The sequence below is a fragment of the Gordonia sp. 135 genome (genome assembly GCF_009720185.1).
GTDB lineage: Bacteria > Actinomycetota > Actinomycetes > Mycobacteriales > Mycobacteriaceae > Gordonia > Gordonia alkanivorans.
In genome coordinates this window covers 3,961,340-3,975,366 of record NZ_CP046257.1, presented here as the reverse complement: position 1 = coordinate 3,975,366, position 14,027 = coordinate 3,961,340, and the positions used below count along the sequence as shown (strand labels likewise).

17 protein-coding genes and 1 pseudogene are annotated in these 14,027 nt (G+C 65.9%); 13 read left to right on the top strand and 5 right to left on the bottom strand.

From position 1 onward, the window contains the following. From rplW to GKZ92_RS17945, 12 genes are all read left to right on the top strand, one after another. Complete coding sequence (gene rplW, locus GKZ92_RS18000; RefSeq protein WP_005194638.1) at nucleotides 1-306, top strand: 50S ribosomal protein L23; 306 nt, start codon at nucleotides 1-3, stop codon at nucleotides 304-306. A 30-nt stretch (nucleotides 307-336) separates the two neighbouring features. Next, complete coding sequence (rplB, locus tag GKZ92_RS17995; protein ID WP_035753589.1) at nucleotides 337-1,173, top strand: 50S ribosomal protein L2; 837 nt, start codon at nucleotides 337-339, stop codon at nucleotides 1,171-1,173. 17 nt (nucleotides 1,174-1,190) lie between these two features. Continuing rightward, nucleotides 1,191-1,472: a 30S ribosomal protein S19 gene (rpsS, locus tag GKZ92_RS17990; protein WP_004020551.1), complete on the top strand. Its 282-nt coding sequence runs from the start codon at nucleotides 1,191-1,193 to the stop codon at nucleotides 1,470-1,472. Continuing rightward, the gene (gene rplV / locus GKZ92_RS17985) at nucleotides 1,472-1,882 is read left to right on the top strand and encodes a 50S ribosomal protein L22 (protein ID WP_005194644.1); all 411 of its coding nucleotides are present in this window, start codon (nucleotides 1,472-1,474) and stop codon (nucleotides 1,880-1,882) included. The genes rpsS and rplV overlap by 1 nt, the downstream gene beginning before the upstream one ends. A 2-nt stretch (nucleotides 1,883-1,884) precedes the next feature. Continuing rightward, nucleotides 1,885-2,691 (top strand): 30S ribosomal protein S3, encoded by an 807-nt coding sequence (gene rpsC / locus GKZ92_RS17980; RefSeq protein ID WP_004020549.1) that lies wholly within the window; start codon nucleotides 1,885-1,887, stop codon nucleotides 2,689-2,691. A gap of 3 nt (nucleotides 2,692-2,694) precedes the next feature. Then, complete coding sequence (rplP, locus tag GKZ92_RS17975) at nucleotides 2,695-3,111, top strand: 50S ribosomal protein L16 (protein ID WP_004020548.1); 417 nt, start codon at nucleotides 2,695-2,697, stop codon at nucleotides 3,109-3,111. Beyond that, a complete protein-coding gene (gene rpmC, locus GKZ92_RS17970; protein WP_005194647.1) occupies nucleotides 3,111-3,344 on the top strand; it encodes a 50S ribosomal protein L29 in 234 nt (77 codons plus the stop codon). Before rplP ends, rpmC begins: the two co-directional genes overlap by 1 nt. Then, the gene (rpsQ, locus tag GKZ92_RS17965; protein ID WP_006360249.1) at nucleotides 3,341-3,631 is read left to right on the top strand and encodes a 30S ribosomal protein S17; all 291 of its coding nucleotides are present in this window, start codon (nucleotides 3,341-3,343) and stop codon (nucleotides 3,629-3,631) included. The genes rpmC and rpsQ overlap by 4 nt, the downstream gene beginning before the upstream one ends. A 145-nt stretch (nucleotides 3,632-3,776) precedes the next feature. After that, nucleotides 3,777-5,024 carry a sensor histidine kinase gene (locus GKZ92_RS17960; protein WP_155225493.1) on the top strand — a complete coding sequence of 416 codons (1,248 nt, stop codon included), beginning with the start codon at nucleotides 3,777-3,779 and terminating at the stop codon, nucleotides 5,022-5,024. Beyond that, nucleotides 5,021-6,124, top strand: coding sequence for a hypothetical protein (locus GKZ92_RS17955; protein ID WP_155225492.1), 1,104 nt, complete (start codon nucleotides 5,021-5,023; stop codon nucleotides 6,122-6,124). Before GKZ92_RS17960 ends, GKZ92_RS17955 begins: the two co-directional genes overlap by 4 nt. Before the next feature lie 41 nt (nucleotides 6,125-6,165). Then, a complete protein-coding gene (locus tag GKZ92_RS17950; RefSeq protein WP_230461830.1) occupies nucleotides 6,166-7,371 on the top strand; it encodes a sensor histidine kinase in 1,206 nt (401 codons plus the stop codon). Continuing rightward, nucleotides 7,368-8,513 (top strand): hypothetical protein, encoded by a 1,146-nt coding sequence (locus GKZ92_RS17945; protein WP_075864016.1) that lies wholly within the window; start codon nucleotides 7,368-7,370, stop codon nucleotides 8,511-8,513. The genes GKZ92_RS17950 and GKZ92_RS17945 overlap by 4 nt, the downstream gene beginning before the upstream one ends. Nucleotides 8,514-8,523: 10 nt before the next feature. Here GKZ92_RS17945 and GKZ92_RS17940 read toward each other — a convergent pair whose 3' ends face one another. After that, on the bottom strand, nucleotides 8,524-8,910 hold the full coding sequence (locus GKZ92_RS17940) for a GNAT family N-acetyltransferase (RefSeq protein WP_075864017.1): 387 nt from the start codon (nucleotides 8,908-8,910) through the stop codon (nucleotides 8,524-8,526). Between the two features lie 4 nt (nucleotides 8,911-8,914). Further along, nucleotides 8,915-9,052 (bottom strand): annotated as a pseudogene (locus GKZ92_RS23785) (phosphoribosyltransferase); the annotation flags it as partial. Nucleotides 9,053-9,282: 230 nt separating this feature from the next. On the opposite strand from GKZ92_RS23785, the gene GKZ92_RS17930 reads away from it, so the two are divergent. After that, nucleotides 9,283-10,197 (top strand): polysaccharide pyruvyl transferase family protein, encoded by a 915-nt coding sequence (locus GKZ92_RS17930; protein ID WP_155225491.1) that lies wholly within the window; start codon nucleotides 9,283-9,285, stop codon nucleotides 10,195-10,197. A gap of 121 nt (nucleotides 10,198-10,318) precedes the next feature. Here the strand turns inward: GKZ92_RS17930 and GKZ92_RS17925 are convergent, their stop codons facing one another. The 3 genes from GKZ92_RS17925 to GKZ92_RS23965 are packed head-to-tail and all read right to left on the bottom strand — an operon-like array spanning nucleotide 10,319 to nucleotide 13,097. Next, nucleotides 10,319-11,164 carry an ABC transporter permease gene (locus tag GKZ92_RS17925; RefSeq protein ID WP_187346539.1) on the bottom strand — a complete coding sequence of 282 codons (846 nt, stop codon included), beginning with the start codon at nucleotides 11,162-11,164 and terminating at the stop codon, nucleotides 10,319-10,321. Continuing rightward, nucleotides 11,161-11,952: an ABC transporter permease gene (locus GKZ92_RS17920; protein ID WP_075864020.1), complete on the bottom strand. Its 792-nt coding sequence runs from the start codon at nucleotides 11,950-11,952 to the stop codon at nucleotides 11,161-11,163. The genes GKZ92_RS17925 and GKZ92_RS17920 overlap by 4 nt, the downstream gene beginning before the upstream one ends. Continuing rightward, on the bottom strand, nucleotides 11,949-13,097 hold the full coding sequence (locus tag GKZ92_RS23965; RefSeq protein ID WP_407043650.1) for an ATP-binding cassette domain-containing protein: 1,149 nt from the start codon (nucleotides 13,095-13,097) through the stop codon (nucleotides 11,949-11,951). Before GKZ92_RS23965 ends, GKZ92_RS17920 begins: the two co-directional genes overlap by 4 nt. Nucleotides 13,098-14,027 lie beyond the last annotated feature (930 nt).

The following is a 14,027-nucleotide window of genomic DNA, read 5'->3' as shown; positions in this document are numbered from 1 at the left end:
ATGACGACCGTTGCCGATCCGCGCGACATCATCCTGGCGCCCGTGATCTCCGAGAAGTCCTACGGACTCATGGAGGACAACGTGTACACCTTCCTGGTGCACCCGGAGTCCAACAAGACCGAGATCAAGATCGCGATCGAGAAGATCTTCGGTGTGAAGGTTGCCAGCGTCAACACGGCGAACCGTCAGGGCAAGCGCAAGCGGACCCGCTCCGGCTACGGCCAGCGCAAGTCGACCAAGCGCGCCATCGTGTCGCTGACCGCAGACAGCAAGCCCATCGAGATCTTCGGAGGCTCGGTCAGCTGACCGGGGCTCCCAGAGAAGGACTAGATACTCATGGCTATTCGTAAGTACAAGCCGACGACCCCGGGTCGTCGTGGGGCCAGCGGCTCCGACTTCGCCGAGGTCACCCGTGACCATCCGGAGAAGTCGCTGGTGCGTCCGCTGCACGGGCGCGGTGGCCGTAACGCTCACGGCCGCATCACCACTCGTCACAAGGGTGGCGGCCACAAGCGTGCCTACCGTCTGATCGACTTCCGTCGTAACGACAAGGACGGCATCAACGCCAAGGTCGCTCACATCGAGTACGACCCCAACCGCACCGCGCGCATCGCGCTGCTGCACTACGTCGACGGCGAGAAGCGCTACATCATCGCGCCGAAGAACCTGAAGCAGGGCGACATCGTCGAGAGCGGTCCGGCCGCCGACATCAAGCCCGGCAACAACCTGCCGCTGCGCAACATCCCGACCGGTACCCAGGTCCACGCCGTGGAGCTGCGCCCGGGCGGTGGCGCCAAGATGGCACGTAGCGCCGGCGCGTCGATCCAGCTGCTCGGCAAGGAGGGCACCTACGCCACGCTGCGTATGCCTTCCGGCGAGATCCGTCGTGTCGACGTGCGCTGCCGCGCAACCGTCGGCGAGGTGGGCAACGCCGAGCAGAGCAACATCAACTGGGGCAAGGCCGGCCGCATGCGCTGGAAGGGCAAGCGCCCGACCGTCCGCGGTGTCGTCATGAACCCGGTTGACCACCCGCATGGTGGTGGTGAGGGCAAGACCTCCGGTGGTCGCCACCCGGTCTCGCCGTGGGGTAAGCCCGAGGGCCGCACCCGCAAGAACAAGGCCAGCGACAAGCTGATCGTCCGTCGCCGTCGCACCGGCAAGAACAAGCGATAACAGGAGGAGGTAAGAGAATGCCACGCAGCCTCAAGAAGGGCCCGTTCGTCGACGACCACCTCCTGAAGAAGGTGGACGTTCAGAACGAAAAGGGAACCAAGCAGGTCATCAAGACCTGGTCCCGCCGTTCGACCATCATTCCCGACTTCATCGGCCACACCTTTGCCGTCCATGACGGACGCAAGCACGTGCCGGTGTTCATCTCGGACTCGATGGTCGGTCACAAGCTGGGCGAGTTCGCCCCCACCCGCACCTTCAAGGGTCACATCAAGGATGACCGGAAAGCGAAGCGCCGCTGATGACTACGCAGACCGATAATCCGACCGCCAAGGCCACCGCGAAGTTCGTGCGCGTCACGCCGATGAAGGCCCGCCGCGTGCTGGACCTCATCCGCGGGAAGAACGTGGACGAGGCCCTCGACATCCTGCGGTTCGCCCCGCAGTCGGCGTCCGAGCCCGTGTACAAGGTGCTGGCCAGCGCTGTCGCCAACGCAGAGAACAACCTGGATCTGGATCGCCGGACCCTGGTCGTCGCCACCGCGTTCGCCGACGAGGGCCCGACCCTCAAGCGCTTCCAGCCGCGTGCCCAGGGCCGCGCATTCCGTATCCGCAAGCGCACCAGCCACATCACCGTGGTCGTGGAGAGCCTGCCGGAGAAGGCAGCCGGCGGCCGTGGCCGTTCGCGTCAGCCGAAGAAGAAGGGAGCCTAGTAGTGGGCCAGAAAATCAACCCGCACGGCTTCCGTCTGGGCATCACCACCGACTGGAAGTCGCGGTGGTACGCCGACAAGCAGTACGCGGACTACGTCAAGGAAGATGTCGCGATCCGCAAGCTCCTCTCGACGGGGCTCGAGCGCGCCGGCATCGCGAAGGTGGAGATCGAGCGCACCCGTGACCGGGTTCGCGTCGACATCCACACCGCGCGTCCGGGCATCGTCATCGGTCGCCGTGGCGCCGAGGCCGATCGCATCCGCGGCGACCTGGAGAAGCTGACCGGTAAGCAGGTCCAGCTGAACATCCTCGAGGTCAAGAACGCAGAGTCCGAGGCCCAGCTGGTGGCCCAGGGCGTCGCCGAGCAGCTGAGCAACCGTGTGGCGTTCCGCCGCGCGATGCGCAAGGCGATCCAGTCGGCGATGCGTCAGCCGAACGTGAAGGGCATCCGGGTCCAGTGCTCGGGTCGTCTGGGCGGCGCTGAGATGAGCCGCAGTGAGTTCTACCGCGAGGGACGCGTGCCGCTGCACACGCTGCGCGCCGACATCGACTACGGACTCTACGAAGCCAAGACCACCTTCGGCCGGATCGGCGTGAAGGTGTGGATCTACAAGGGCGACATCGTCGGTGGTCGCCGCGAGCTGGCTGCGGCCGCTCCGGCAGCCGAGGATCGCCGTCCGCGCCGGCCCAGCCGGCCCCGGCGTAGCGGTGCCTCGGGCACCACTGCGACGAGCACCGACGCCGCTCGCGCGGCCGAGGCCGCTCCCGCCGAGGCCACTGCTGGTGCGGCTGAGAAGCAGGAGGGCTAGGCCATGTTGATCCCACGTCGGGTCAAGCACCGCAAGCAGCATCACCCCAGCCTCAAGGGGCAGGCCAAGGGCGGCACCAAGGTGACGTTCGGCGATTACGGCATCCAGGCTCTGGAAGGCGCGTACATCACCAACCGTCAGATCGAGTCCGCTCGTATCGCGATCAACCGGCACATCAAGCGTGGCGGCAAGGTCTGGATCAACATCTTCCCGGACCGCCCGCTCACCAAGAAGCCGGCCGAAACCCGCATGGGTTCGGGTAAGGGTTCGCCCGAGTGGTGGGTCGCCCCGGTCAAGCCGGGTCGCGTGCTGTTCGAGATGACCTACCCGAATGAGGAGATCGCTCGCGAGGCCCTGCGCCGCGCACAGCACAAGCTCCCCATCAAGACCCGGATCGTGACACGAGAGGAGCAGTTCTGATGTCTCTCGGAGTTGCTGCGAACGAGCTGCGCGAGCTCAACGACGCCGATCTGGTCGACCGCCTGAAGGAGTCGAAGGAAGAGCTCTTCAACCTTCGTTTCCAGATGGCCACCGGCCAGCTCGACAACAACCGCCGTCTGCGCACCGTGCGTCGCGAGATCGCACGTATCTACACCGTCATGCGTGAGCGTGAGCTGGGCCTGGCGTCGGGACCGGAAGGTGAAGACGCATGAGTGAGGACCAGAAAGTGACCGAAACCCAGGCTGCCGAGCGTAACCGCCGCAAGGAGCGGATCGGCTACGTGGTCAGCGACAAGATGCAGAAGACCATCGTGGTCGAGCTGGAAGATCGTAAGAGCCACCCGCTCTACAAGAAGATCATCCGGACCACGAGCAAGGTCAAGGCACACGACGAGAACGGCGATGCCGGCGTCGGTGACCGCGTGCGGATCATGGAGACCCGCCCGCTGTCGGCGACCAAGCACTGGCGTCTGGTCGAGGTGCTGGAGAAGGCCAAGTAAGCCGACTCCCAGCGAGATCTACACGCGAACGGCCCGTTCCCCTCTCGAGGGGGACGGGCCGTTCGTCGTGCCGGGTGAGTCCGCCGTTCCCGTTGGTTCCCCCGATGGATTGACCGCGTCACCGGTGGGTGTGAGGGTTGACCTGATGGCCGCGACCGATGCATCTCTGACCGACACCCCGATGGACCATCCGGCGTGGATGCGTCGGGTGTTCGAATCCGACTCGGCCGAGCAGGATCTCGATCGTGTCCGACGCGTCGGTGCCCGCTTCCTCGGACTCGGTTTCATCGGCTACCCACTCGTCTCGATCACCCAGATCGTCGCGGCCGCTCCGCTGACGGCCCCGTGGTGGCCGCCGGTGAGCATCCTCCTGTCTGTCGGACCGGGAATCCTGCTGATCCTGGCCAGTTTCCGACCGGGTACGGCGTGGCTGGGACCGCTGGCGCTGACCACGTGGGGCGGTTATCTCCTCGGCGTCGCCCTCTGGTTCGTGGCCTGGAACGGCACGTCGCTGGCGGATCCGGGAGATTCCGCGCAGTGGATGATCGCGTTCTGCGGGATGCCGAGCATGGTGCTGATGCTCATCCACACCCGACTGGGGCTGATCAGTCTGGCGGTGTCTTCACTCGTCGCCAACATCTCCCAGCAACTCGGACGCTTCGGTGCCGTCAACGCCGATCTGGCCTTGGAGATCGTCTGGTCGTTCGTGTTCACCGGCGTGTTCCTCTCTGTCGTGCTGGTGGCGATCCGCACCGGACGCATGTTGGACGAGACGCGAGAGGCCACGTATCGCGCGGCCGCAAACGCTGCGGCGACGTCGGCGCGCGACGTCGAACAGGCTCGTATCGACGCCATCGTCCACGACCGGGTGATCGCATCGCTGCTCGCGGTCGAACCGGGCCGGCCCGACGCCCGGCTCGCCGCGCAGGCGCGCTCTGCGCTCGAAGAGCTGGCCCGGGTGCCCACGCCGACGGAGCCGGTCGCCGGGTCGGCGCGGGACGCGATCCGGCGCATGCGCTCCGCGGCCGCCGACATCTCGGAGCGGTTCGACGTCGAAGTCGTGATGGACGAGACCGACGACGGACTGATCGTGTACCCGGCCGAGGTCGTCGACGCGGTCGTCGAAGCGATGTCGGAGGCTCTGCGAAACGTGCTTCGTCACGCGGGTCCGGACGCCGACTGCGCCGCAATCGTGCACATCGCGCCCGACTCGTTGAGCATGGCGGTCGTCGACAACGGCACCGGTTTCGACCCCGGCTCCGTGGCGCCCGGCCGGCTGGGGATCGTGGTCAGTATCCGCGGGCGCCTGGCACGTATTCCGGGCGGTCGGGCGCATGTGAGCAGCCGGCCCGGCAGGGGCACCACCGTGTCGATCACCTGGGAGCGGCCGTGACGTGCGACCGCGACTCGGTCGCGCGCGTGGACGACCGAGGAGCGGTCGTCAACGCTTTCGGGATCGGTTCTCGGCCATTGCGGGTGATGATGGCGGTATTCGCGGCCAGTTACGTGATGTTGACGGTCTGCGCCAATTTCTCCGAATCCCTCGCGACGTGGCAGTGGGCTGGGCTTACTGCGGGATTCGTCCTGTTCCTCGTCGCCGGTGTCGCCCTGCTCGATGCCCCGGGCGACCCGTTGCCGACTCCGATCACCGTCGTCGTTGCGGCACTCGCGGTCGCCGCGGTCGCTGCGACGTTGTTCGCGTTGCCGTTCCCGGTGACCGAGGCGATTCAGTCCGGGCCGCCGATGGGCGCATCGGTGATCGTCCTAGCCCTCCTCGCGGTTCGCGGCCGACCGCTCGCGGCGTGGCTCGCGAGCGCGGCGATCACAGTCGTCGCCGCGGTGTGGGGACAGGTCAGCGGGGTCGGATCCGAGTACGGCGTGTCGATCACACTTCCCGGCTACGCCATCATGATCATGGGTTCGCTGTTCTCACTGATGCTGCGCCCGATGGCGCGGCAGATCTACGCCCTGCGCGCGGCGAATGAACGGCAGGTCGCAGCAGACGCCGCAGCAGCCGCGGCGGCCGAGGTACGGGACCGGCGACTGGCGGCACTCGATGAACGAGCCCGCCCGATCCTCACCTGGATCGCCGAGGGGCGTCGATTCAGTGTCGAGGAGGTGGCCGTCGCCCGACTCATCGAGGCACAGCTCAGAGACGGCATCCGCGCGTCCGGCCTGGACGTGCCAGAGGTGCGGGACGCGGCCTGGCGTGCGCGGCAGCGCGGCGTCAGGGTGGTACTCCTCGACGACGGCGGCCTGTCCGTCCTCGCCGAGGAGGAAGCCGCCCTCGCGCGAGAGCGTCTCGGTGCGGCGATCGCCGAGTTGCTCGCGGACGCCGAGAGCGGCCGCGTGACCGTGCGCATTCACCCCCCGGGACGGGAAACCCTGGCGTCGGTGGGGGTCGACACCGATGATCGGGTGGCGTTGGTCGGGTTCACGATCGTTGACATTCGCGATCCTTCCCCACTGCGGGACAAACGGTTCGCGCGATGACGGGGGTCGACGCGCGGCGTGGGTCAGGCGGGACGGACCTTATGGCGGAGTTGATCGATCGCCTCCGCCGAGACCTCGGTCGCGGTATCCGAGAGGACGCATCGGATCTCGACCGGCAGAAGAGGATCGGCTGCCGGTTCGTCGGTTCCGGGTTGCTCGCGTTCTGTGCCGTGATGTTCCCGGTGGCGATCGCCCGGGCAGATCTCGCGGCCGCGTGGTGGACGCCGGTGAGTCTGGTGCTGGTCGTCCTGCCGGCGACCTTGTTGGTGGCTTCCACCTTCCTGACCGTCCCGCGGGCTTTGTTGACACTCGTGTGTGCCTGCGCCCTGGGCTATCTCGTCGCGACGCTGCTGTGGTTCCCGGCCTGGCTCGGTGAACCGGACGAGGAGGCCCGCTGGGCGGTGTGGTTGTTCCAGTTCCCCTCGGTGTCGAGCTTCGGGCTGGTCGTCATGCTCCGCACCGGCATGGCGGTGACGAATCTCGTCGTTGCGACCTTCGCCGTTCACGTGGCGAATCAGATCGCCCGCTACGGTGAGCTCCGGCCGGCTGAACTGTTGAGTGTGCCGCTGTCGGCGGCGCTCGCCGGGGTGTTCCTGGCGGTGGCCGTGTCCGCGGTACGAAACGTCCGTGCCCTCGATGAGCGGCATCCCGCCGTCCTGGCGATGACCGCCCGCGCCGCGGCGAACGCGGCGCAGGAGGCGGAGCGCTCCCGGTTCGACGCGCTAATCCACGATCACGTGATCGCCACCCTCCTGGCGGTGCGCCGGGGGCCGCCGGATCCGCGCCTCGCGGCGCAGGCGGTGTCGGCGCTCGCGGAACTGGACCGCAGCACCGTGCCGCCGTCGGAGTTCACCGCCGCGACGTTCTCCTCCCGTACTGAGGACGCTGTCGTCGCGATGAGCGACCGCGCGTCGTGTACACACGTGATCGCCTCACCCGCGGCGAGCTATCCGGCGCAGGTGGTAGCGGACATGGTCGACTGCGTGGCCGAGGCGACCCGGAACTGGATGCGCCACGGGGGCGCCGGTTCGCGCTGCGAGGTCGCCGCCGAATTCAGGGACGGCTTCGCCCGAGTGTCCGTGGCCGACAACGGGGTGGGCTTCGACCCGGCTCTCGTCGATCCGCGGCGATTCGGCATCGCAGTCGGCATCCGGGCACGGATGGCCGGTCTGCCGGGCGGCAGTGCGGAGATCGACAGCGCGCCTGGAGAGGGCACGGTCGTGACGGTCGAGTGGAGGCGCCCATGACCTCGCAACCGCCGCCGGAGGACCCGATGGACCTCGATACGACGACCCTGAACCTGTTCGGACTCGGTTCGCCGCTGTTAATCAGGGCACTCGTCATCTTCGCGAGCATCTACGTGGTCGCGGTCATCGGCGCGGGTCGGGAGATCCGATCGGCCGCGACGTGGGTCGCGCTGGCGGCGGGTTTCGTCATGTTCGTGTCAGCCGCATCGATGCTCATGCGATACGGCAGGTCGACTCTGCCCAGGCGCACCGCCTTGGCGGTGACGACGCTCACGGTGGCCGGACTCACGACGTCGTTTTGGAGCCTGCCGCTCGACACGTACCTCACGGTGCAGACATCACCCATGACCTCGGCGATGACCATCATCCTGGCGATGGTGGTGCTGTACCGTCGGCCGCTGTTCGCCTGGGTGGGGGCGCTCAGCGCGACCGGACTGGCAGCGGTCGGCGGGCATCTGACCGGCATCGGCTACGCGGTCGGGGCCGGCAACACCATGTTCTGCTATCCGGTCCTGGTGCTGGCGACGCTGTTCGGGCTGATGGCCATCCCGATGCCCGACCGCCTCCGCAGCCTCCGGGAACAGGCGTTCGCGCAGGCTGCGGAGGAGGCCGCGACGACGGCGTCGGCCTCTGAACGTCGACAACAGCTCAAACGACTCGACGCCGGCGCCCGTCCGATCCTGGAGCGGATCGCCGCCGGACACGAGTTCGGCTCAGAGGAGGCGCTCGAGGTGCGGCTGACGGAGGCTCACCTCCGCGACACCATCCGTGCACCCGGGTGGGATGCGCCGGAGGTGGGGGAGTCGGTGCGGGCGGTACGCCGACGCGGCGTCTCCGTGCGGTTGCTCGACGACGGTGGCCTCGACGACCACACATCGGACGACCTCGACGACGAACATTCGCCGGGAAGCCTGGCCCGTCGGATGCTCGTCAACGAGTTGACCGCCGTCGAGGCGACGATGGCGGTTCAGGGCAGCGTGACCGCCCGTATCCTGCCGTCGGGCCGCGAGGTGGTCGCCTCGATCGTCGTCGATGTGGGCTCGCACATGCGCAGGTCGGAAATACTTCGGAACGGCGGTGTCGCCGTCGATGCCACCCCGGTCGGTGACGTGGACACGACGGGGCCCGTCACTCCGGCGTGAGCGTGATCCCTCAGGGTTGCTGACGTCGGAGCCAACCGAGAACATCGGGTGTCACCGGCCGCGTGGCGTCGGTGTACTCCGGATGCTTCCCGAGGAACGCCGCCACCAGCGGGCACACCCCGACGATGGTCAACCCGCGTGACCGGGTGTCGTCGAGCGCCTGGCGGACCAGGATCGTCGCCAGCCCGCGGCCGCCGAACTCCTCGGCGACCTCGGTGTGGAAGAAGACCCGCTCGGTGCCTGTCTCGGGATCGGTGCGGTCGCGGTACTCGGCGAAACCGGCGACGACGCCGTCCGGCGTCCCGTCGATGGTGATCTCATAGCGCCGGCCCGGTGCGTTGTCGCGAACCGTGGTCTGCGCGCCCGTCTTGTCGGCGGTCTGCTCGTGTTGTGTCACGGACTCACCCTCCCACGATCGGGCCCTGGACGGACCACGGGAAGTTGATCCACTTGTCGGTCGTCCGCCACGTGTAGTCGGGGGCCGTGATGGTGTGCGGCTTCTTGTAGAGCACCGCGTCGCGAACTTCGGCGACCCGCCCATACCCTACCGCGGAATGGAAGTGAGGCTTGTCACACAATATCGACCGCTTCGGGTTCGTATGGTTCGGGCGGGGGCGTTCGCGGATCGGCCGAAACCCGCGGTAACTCGTACCGAGCATGATTCGCGTTGTGTACCACGTAATGAAAAGAGACTGGAACGATATCACATAGACGGATGCAGGTCTCCAGTGCATTTCGGCGCGCTATTTTCCTCCGTTAACGTTAGGTCATGATCCCTTACGCTCGGCGCCTGCTGGCGGATAAATTGAACGATCGGCGAGACGGTGTCAAGACATTTTGGTGGCGCCGAGTCGGATTCGCTCACGACCGCCCGAACTTCGGTGATGAGCTGACCGCGCGACTCGTTCCAGAGATATCGGAGATTTCCTGCACGTGGGCCCATCCTAAACGGAGCGAGTTCATCGGGGCTGGTTCGATCCTCGAGATGGTGCAGGCGGCTGGGGCCCCCCGTGGATTGAAAGTGTGGGGTAGTGGGTTCATACAGGAGCCCAAACGTAAGCGTAAGTACGACTTCCCGGACTTCGACTTCTATGCCGTACGAGGGAAGCTGACTCTGGACCGGGTCCGCGCCGACCGGCGAGTGGCCCTCGGCGACCCGGGCTTGCTCGTCAGCAGGGTCTACCAGCCGGCGCCGGTCGTTCCGGGGCGGGTCGGCTTCGTCTACAACCATGAACACAGAAACGACCGGATTCTTCGCGCGCTGGCCCAAGCTGGACGAGTGGCGACTATCGACCCTTTGAGAGATCCGCGAGATGTGATCGTAGATATCACAAAGTGTGAATTCGTTTTCGCAACCAGTCTTCACGGCCTCGTCGTCGCCGACGCGTTCGGCGTGCCGAATGCGTGGGTTGCTTTGAAAAAACCACTCGGCGGCGGACGTTACAAATTCGAAGATTACTATTCTGCATTTGATGGCAATGCCGTGCAGCACAATGCTGCGATTGTGGAAGACGCTGACGCGATACAACAGCTGAAGGACGAATACACAGGGGTTCCCAACCTGCGGGTGCTGCAGGACGAGCTCTTGGCGGCATTTCCGTACTCGCCTGGACAGCAGGACGCGATCGAGTCGGCTCCCGGTCGTGCGGGCCGCGTCGATGGGTCGGCTCCCACTGGGATCTGATTTCCCGGGAAGGTACTCGAGCCAGGCGACCCCTCGAAGAGGACTCCGGTGCCCGGGCGCCGTCACCAGCAGACCGGACGGATGTCTTAGCGCGACGAGGCCGCACCAGCGTGAGGCCGTACTATCGTGAGGTCGCCGCCTGTCGGTAACCGCGTAGAGCAGGAACCGCGCACACCACCGTGATAGTCAGCGCCCACGCGATCACCTTGAGCATGTTCTCCGTGATCGGTCCCCCGGATGCGAGAGCACGCATGACCTCGATCGCAGGCGTCATCGGCTGATTCTCGACAATCGGCTGGAGCCAGGTCGGATAGGCCTCCACCGGACTGAACCCCGAGTTGAAGAACATCAGCACGCTCGACAGAAGGGACAGCATGGGTACAAGTGTCACGCTGGGCCGAACGTTGACCGCGACCGACAGGACGAATGTCGAGTAGGCGATCCCGAACATCAACGCGACACCGATTATCCCGATCGCCGCAAACGGGCCTTGCGTGAACCGGAACCCGATCAGCATTCCCGCCAACAGCAGGAGGACGGTTGTCACCACGATGCGGACCACCTCGCAGAGCACCCTGGACGTGAGGTCGGCGGCCCGATGGATCGGAAGGACGTAGAGCCTGCCGAGAAGTCCTGTCCCTCGCTCCTTGTTCAACCTGACGGCGCTCGCCAAGGACCCGAACATCGCGCTCACCAGGATGACGAGGGGAACCGTGCCGTAAACGCTGTCCTGGCCCGTCGCCTTTCCGACGGCATCGCCGAGGACCACCTTGAACATGAGCATGGTCAGCGCCGGCATGAGCAAAATCTGAAGGACCGTGGCGCGGTCCCGGACGAGGACGGCCAACTGGCGTCCGGTGAGGACCAGAGCCTGGTCGAGCAATGCGCGCGGTGACCGTTCGCCGGCCATCTCCGACGGCTCGGCGCCGCCGGCGGGAATCGGTGGATTCATCGTGTGAGTCGTCATCGAGCGATCTTCCGAACTCCGAGAGACATGAGCACGACCGCCAGAACCGCCAGTCCGACGCACCACCACAGCGAAGGCATCAGGATCTCACGCGTTGCGGTTCCTTCGTTCAATGCCCGCATGGCTGTCGCGAATTGCGATATCGGTTGATTGCGGACGAAGGGCCCGATCCAGTCCGGGAACTGGTTCTCGGGAACGAAACCTGTCGACAGCATCCCGAGTATCAAGATCGGTAGGGACAGCGCCTGACTCGTGGCTTCCGGACTTCCCGCGAGAAGGCCGATGGCGTCGGCGAGAACCGCGACGAGGAGGCCGACGGCCGCCGCGATGGCGAAGAGTCCGAGAGTCCCGGACACTCCGCCTTCCGCGCGCCACCCGATGACCAGGCTCGCCAATGTTGCGCAGACCAGTGAAATTGCGAGCAACACAGCGTTGACGCTCAAGCGTGCTAATACCGGAACAATCAGGGGCATCGGCATCGTCCGGAAGCGGGTGCTGATCCCCTTGGCCCCATCGAAAGCAGACCGCATCGCCGCAGACGACGCCATAAACCCCACTGCCTGCAATGTGATGATCGGCATGAGGAACTGCGCGTAATCCATTCCCGGGGTTGCGTTCATGATCGAGCGGAGCGGTAGGTAAAAACACACCGCCAAGAAAACAGGTGATATGAGCGCAAACAATACTTCGCCGGTACGGGTCATTCCGGCCAGGCCGCGAACCGTCAAAGCCCACCACTGGCCAAATGCGCTGATTCGCTCAGGAATCGCGTCGATCTGAATCGTCACGTCGCCGTGCTGTCTCGTGCGGGGTCGGTTAGCGACAGGAACACCTCGTCAAGGGACGGGCGTCGCAGCGCGATGTCGGAGAGCTCGATTCCCTCTGCGGTCGTCCGTCGGACAATCTCGACGAGCGTTTCCGCGCCGTGGGGTGCCGGCACCGCCACCGACAACTCGCCTCCCGAGTCGTCGTGGAGCGCGGAGAAGCCGCCGGTGTCGTCGCTGTCGATGATCGGCAAGCGTGCGGCCGGCGTGCGTGTCGGACCGATGAGATCGGCGAGTATTTCGTGGAGTCGGGGCAGGTCGTGAACGTGCTGGGGCGTGACCTGGCAGTACGAAGCGCCGGTCTGCTCCTTGAGCTCGTCCGATGTACCCTCAGCGATCACCCGGCCGCGATCGATGACCACGATCCGGTCGCTCAGGGCATCTGCCTCCTCGAGGTACTGCGTGGTCAACAGAGTGGTGACCCCACGGTCTCGAAGCCCGTTGACGAGACTCCACACTTCCTGCCGGCTTCGGGGATCGAGCCCCGTCGTCGGTTCGTCCAGGAACACGACCTGCGGCATTGTCACGAGGCCGCATGCGATGTCGATGCGGCGACGCATTCCGCCGGAGTATTCGCGGACGCGTCGCCCGGCCGCAGCAGAGAGGCCGAACTGGTCGAGTAGTTCATCGGCGCGAGCCCGTGCCTGGCTTTTCTTCAATCCCAGTAGCCTGCCGAACAGGACCAGGTTCTCCTGGCCGGTCAGCGATTCGTCCAGGGCGGCGAACTGTCCCGTCAGCATGATCGACCGGCGCACGGCTGGTGCGTCCTTGACCACGTCGTGACCCGCAACTGTGGCGGATCCGCCGTCCGGCGCCAGAAGAGTGCACAGCATGTTCACCGTCGTCGTCTTCCCCGCTCCGTTGGGTCCGAGTAGCGCGACGATGGAACCTCTGGGGACCGAGAAACTCACGCTCTCGACCGCGACCATGTCCTTGAACTTCTTGTGGAGGCCGTCGACACCGATCGCGATCACGGAATCTGCCGGCGGTTTCGCGTGCCGGTCCTGCGTCTCCCGGTTCTCGGGTGAAGGGTCGTCAACGGCGACCGTACGGGCCTCTGGCCGCGACGACGCAGGGGCTGGTGGGGCCTGCTGGGGCGCGGTGGACAGGTTGTGGTCCGGCGGATCGCCGGACCACACCGACGCCGGTGCCGGGGTGACGACAGGATCCCCGGACCAGCCCTGGCCGGAAACCGCGCTGTCGGTGTGGAGGGTCCCGGGTACGACAGATGAATGACCTGCGGTCGGGAGAGATGATTCGGGGGCGAGGGAGGGCTGCTGCCCGTCGTTCGCCTCTACCCGGACGCCGAACCCGCCGCGAGGCGCCCGTTCGCTCGTCGGTCGAGCGTCGAACCATGGAGACGGCTCGTGGTCTTGGCGTGCGTGACGCCCTGCCCGCGGACGCGATGGAGACGTAGCGCCGGGTTCGCGTGAGTCGGCACCGTTCCCTGGAGCGGTATCGGCCGGCTGGGGCCGGGGATCACCACGCCACGAGTCAACCGGGCGGGTGCGGTTGGATGACTCGTGTCGCCCCTGTGACACGTCGGACATGTATCTCCTTTTTCCGGCTCCCCGCGGAATCCGCCGGGTCGCCTCTCAACATACGCAGTCGTCAGGCAGCACGCGATCACCTGCGTGTCGTGGCGGGAGTAGTGCCAGAGGTCGAGAGGGGCACGGGCACCGGAACGTTGAGGTGGTCGGCTACGGGATAACGTGGAGGTTCGTAGTTGATTGTTTCAACGGTTGCCGCCAGGGCATTCGTCACATGCCGGATGACGTCGGCTCCAACCGGCGCGTCCATCGGTCGAATGTCACCCGGTGATGTAACGCAGGGAAGCAGGAATCCGAACAAACCACGTGGCGTTCGAGTGCATGGGAGTGTTGACCGCGGAAAATCGGATGATCACGGTTGATAGTTGCGAATCGACGGCGAGGCCGTGGTTGAGTTACGAACTGGACTATACGAAGGGGCGACTGAGTGACATCGCGTGTTACCAATTTGGTTCCGTATGGCTCATAATCAGGAGTTCGTGTGTCCGA

Excerpts from the sequence above, each read along its gene's own strand:
- rplW (WP_005194638.1), top strand. The coding sequence starts at position 1 with ATGACGACCGTTGCCGATCCGCGCGACATCATCCTGGCGCCCGTGATC.
- rplV (WP_005194644.1), top strand. The coding sequence starts at position 1,472 with ATGACTACGCAGACCGATAATCCGACCGCCAAGGCCACCGCGAAGTTC.
- GKZ92_RS17945 (WP_075864016.1), top strand. The coding sequence starts at position 7,368 with ATGACCTCGCAACCGCCGCCGGAGGACCCGATGGACCTCGATACGACG.
- rplP (WP_004020548.1), top strand. The coding sequence starts at position 2,695 with ATGTTGATCCCACGTCGGGTCAAGCACCGCAAGCAGCATCACCCCAGC.
- rpsQ (WP_006360249.1), top strand. The coding sequence starts at position 3,341 with ATGAGTGAGGACCAGAAAGTGACCGAAACCCAGGCTGCCGAGCGTAAC.
- GKZ92_RS17960 (WP_155225493.1), top strand. The coding sequence starts at position 3,777 with ATGGCCGCGACCGATGCATCTCTGACCGACACCCCGATGGACCATCCG.
- GKZ92_RS17930 (WP_155225491.1), top strand. The coding sequence starts at position 9,283 with ATGATCCCTTACGCTCGGCGCCTGCTGGCGGATAAATTGAACGATCGG.
- rpsS (WP_004020551.1), top strand. The coding sequence starts at position 1,191 with ATGCCACGCAGCCTCAAGAAGGGCCCGTTCGTCGACGACCACCTCCTG.
- GKZ92_RS17925 (WP_187346539.1), bottom strand. The coding sequence starts at position 11,164 with ATGACGACTCACACGATGAATCCACCGATTCCCGCCGGCGGCGCCGAG.
- GKZ92_RS17950 (WP_230461830.1), top strand. The coding sequence starts at position 6,166 with ATGGCGGAGTTGATCGATCGCCTCCGCCGAGACCTCGGTCGCGGTATC.
- rpmC (WP_005194647.1), top strand. The coding sequence starts at position 3,111 with ATGTCTCTCGGAGTTGCTGCGAACGAGCTGCGCGAGCTCAACGACGCC.
- rplB (WP_035753589.1), top strand. The coding sequence starts at position 337 with ATGGCTATTCGTAAGTACAAGCCGACGACCCCGGGTCGTCGTGGGGCC.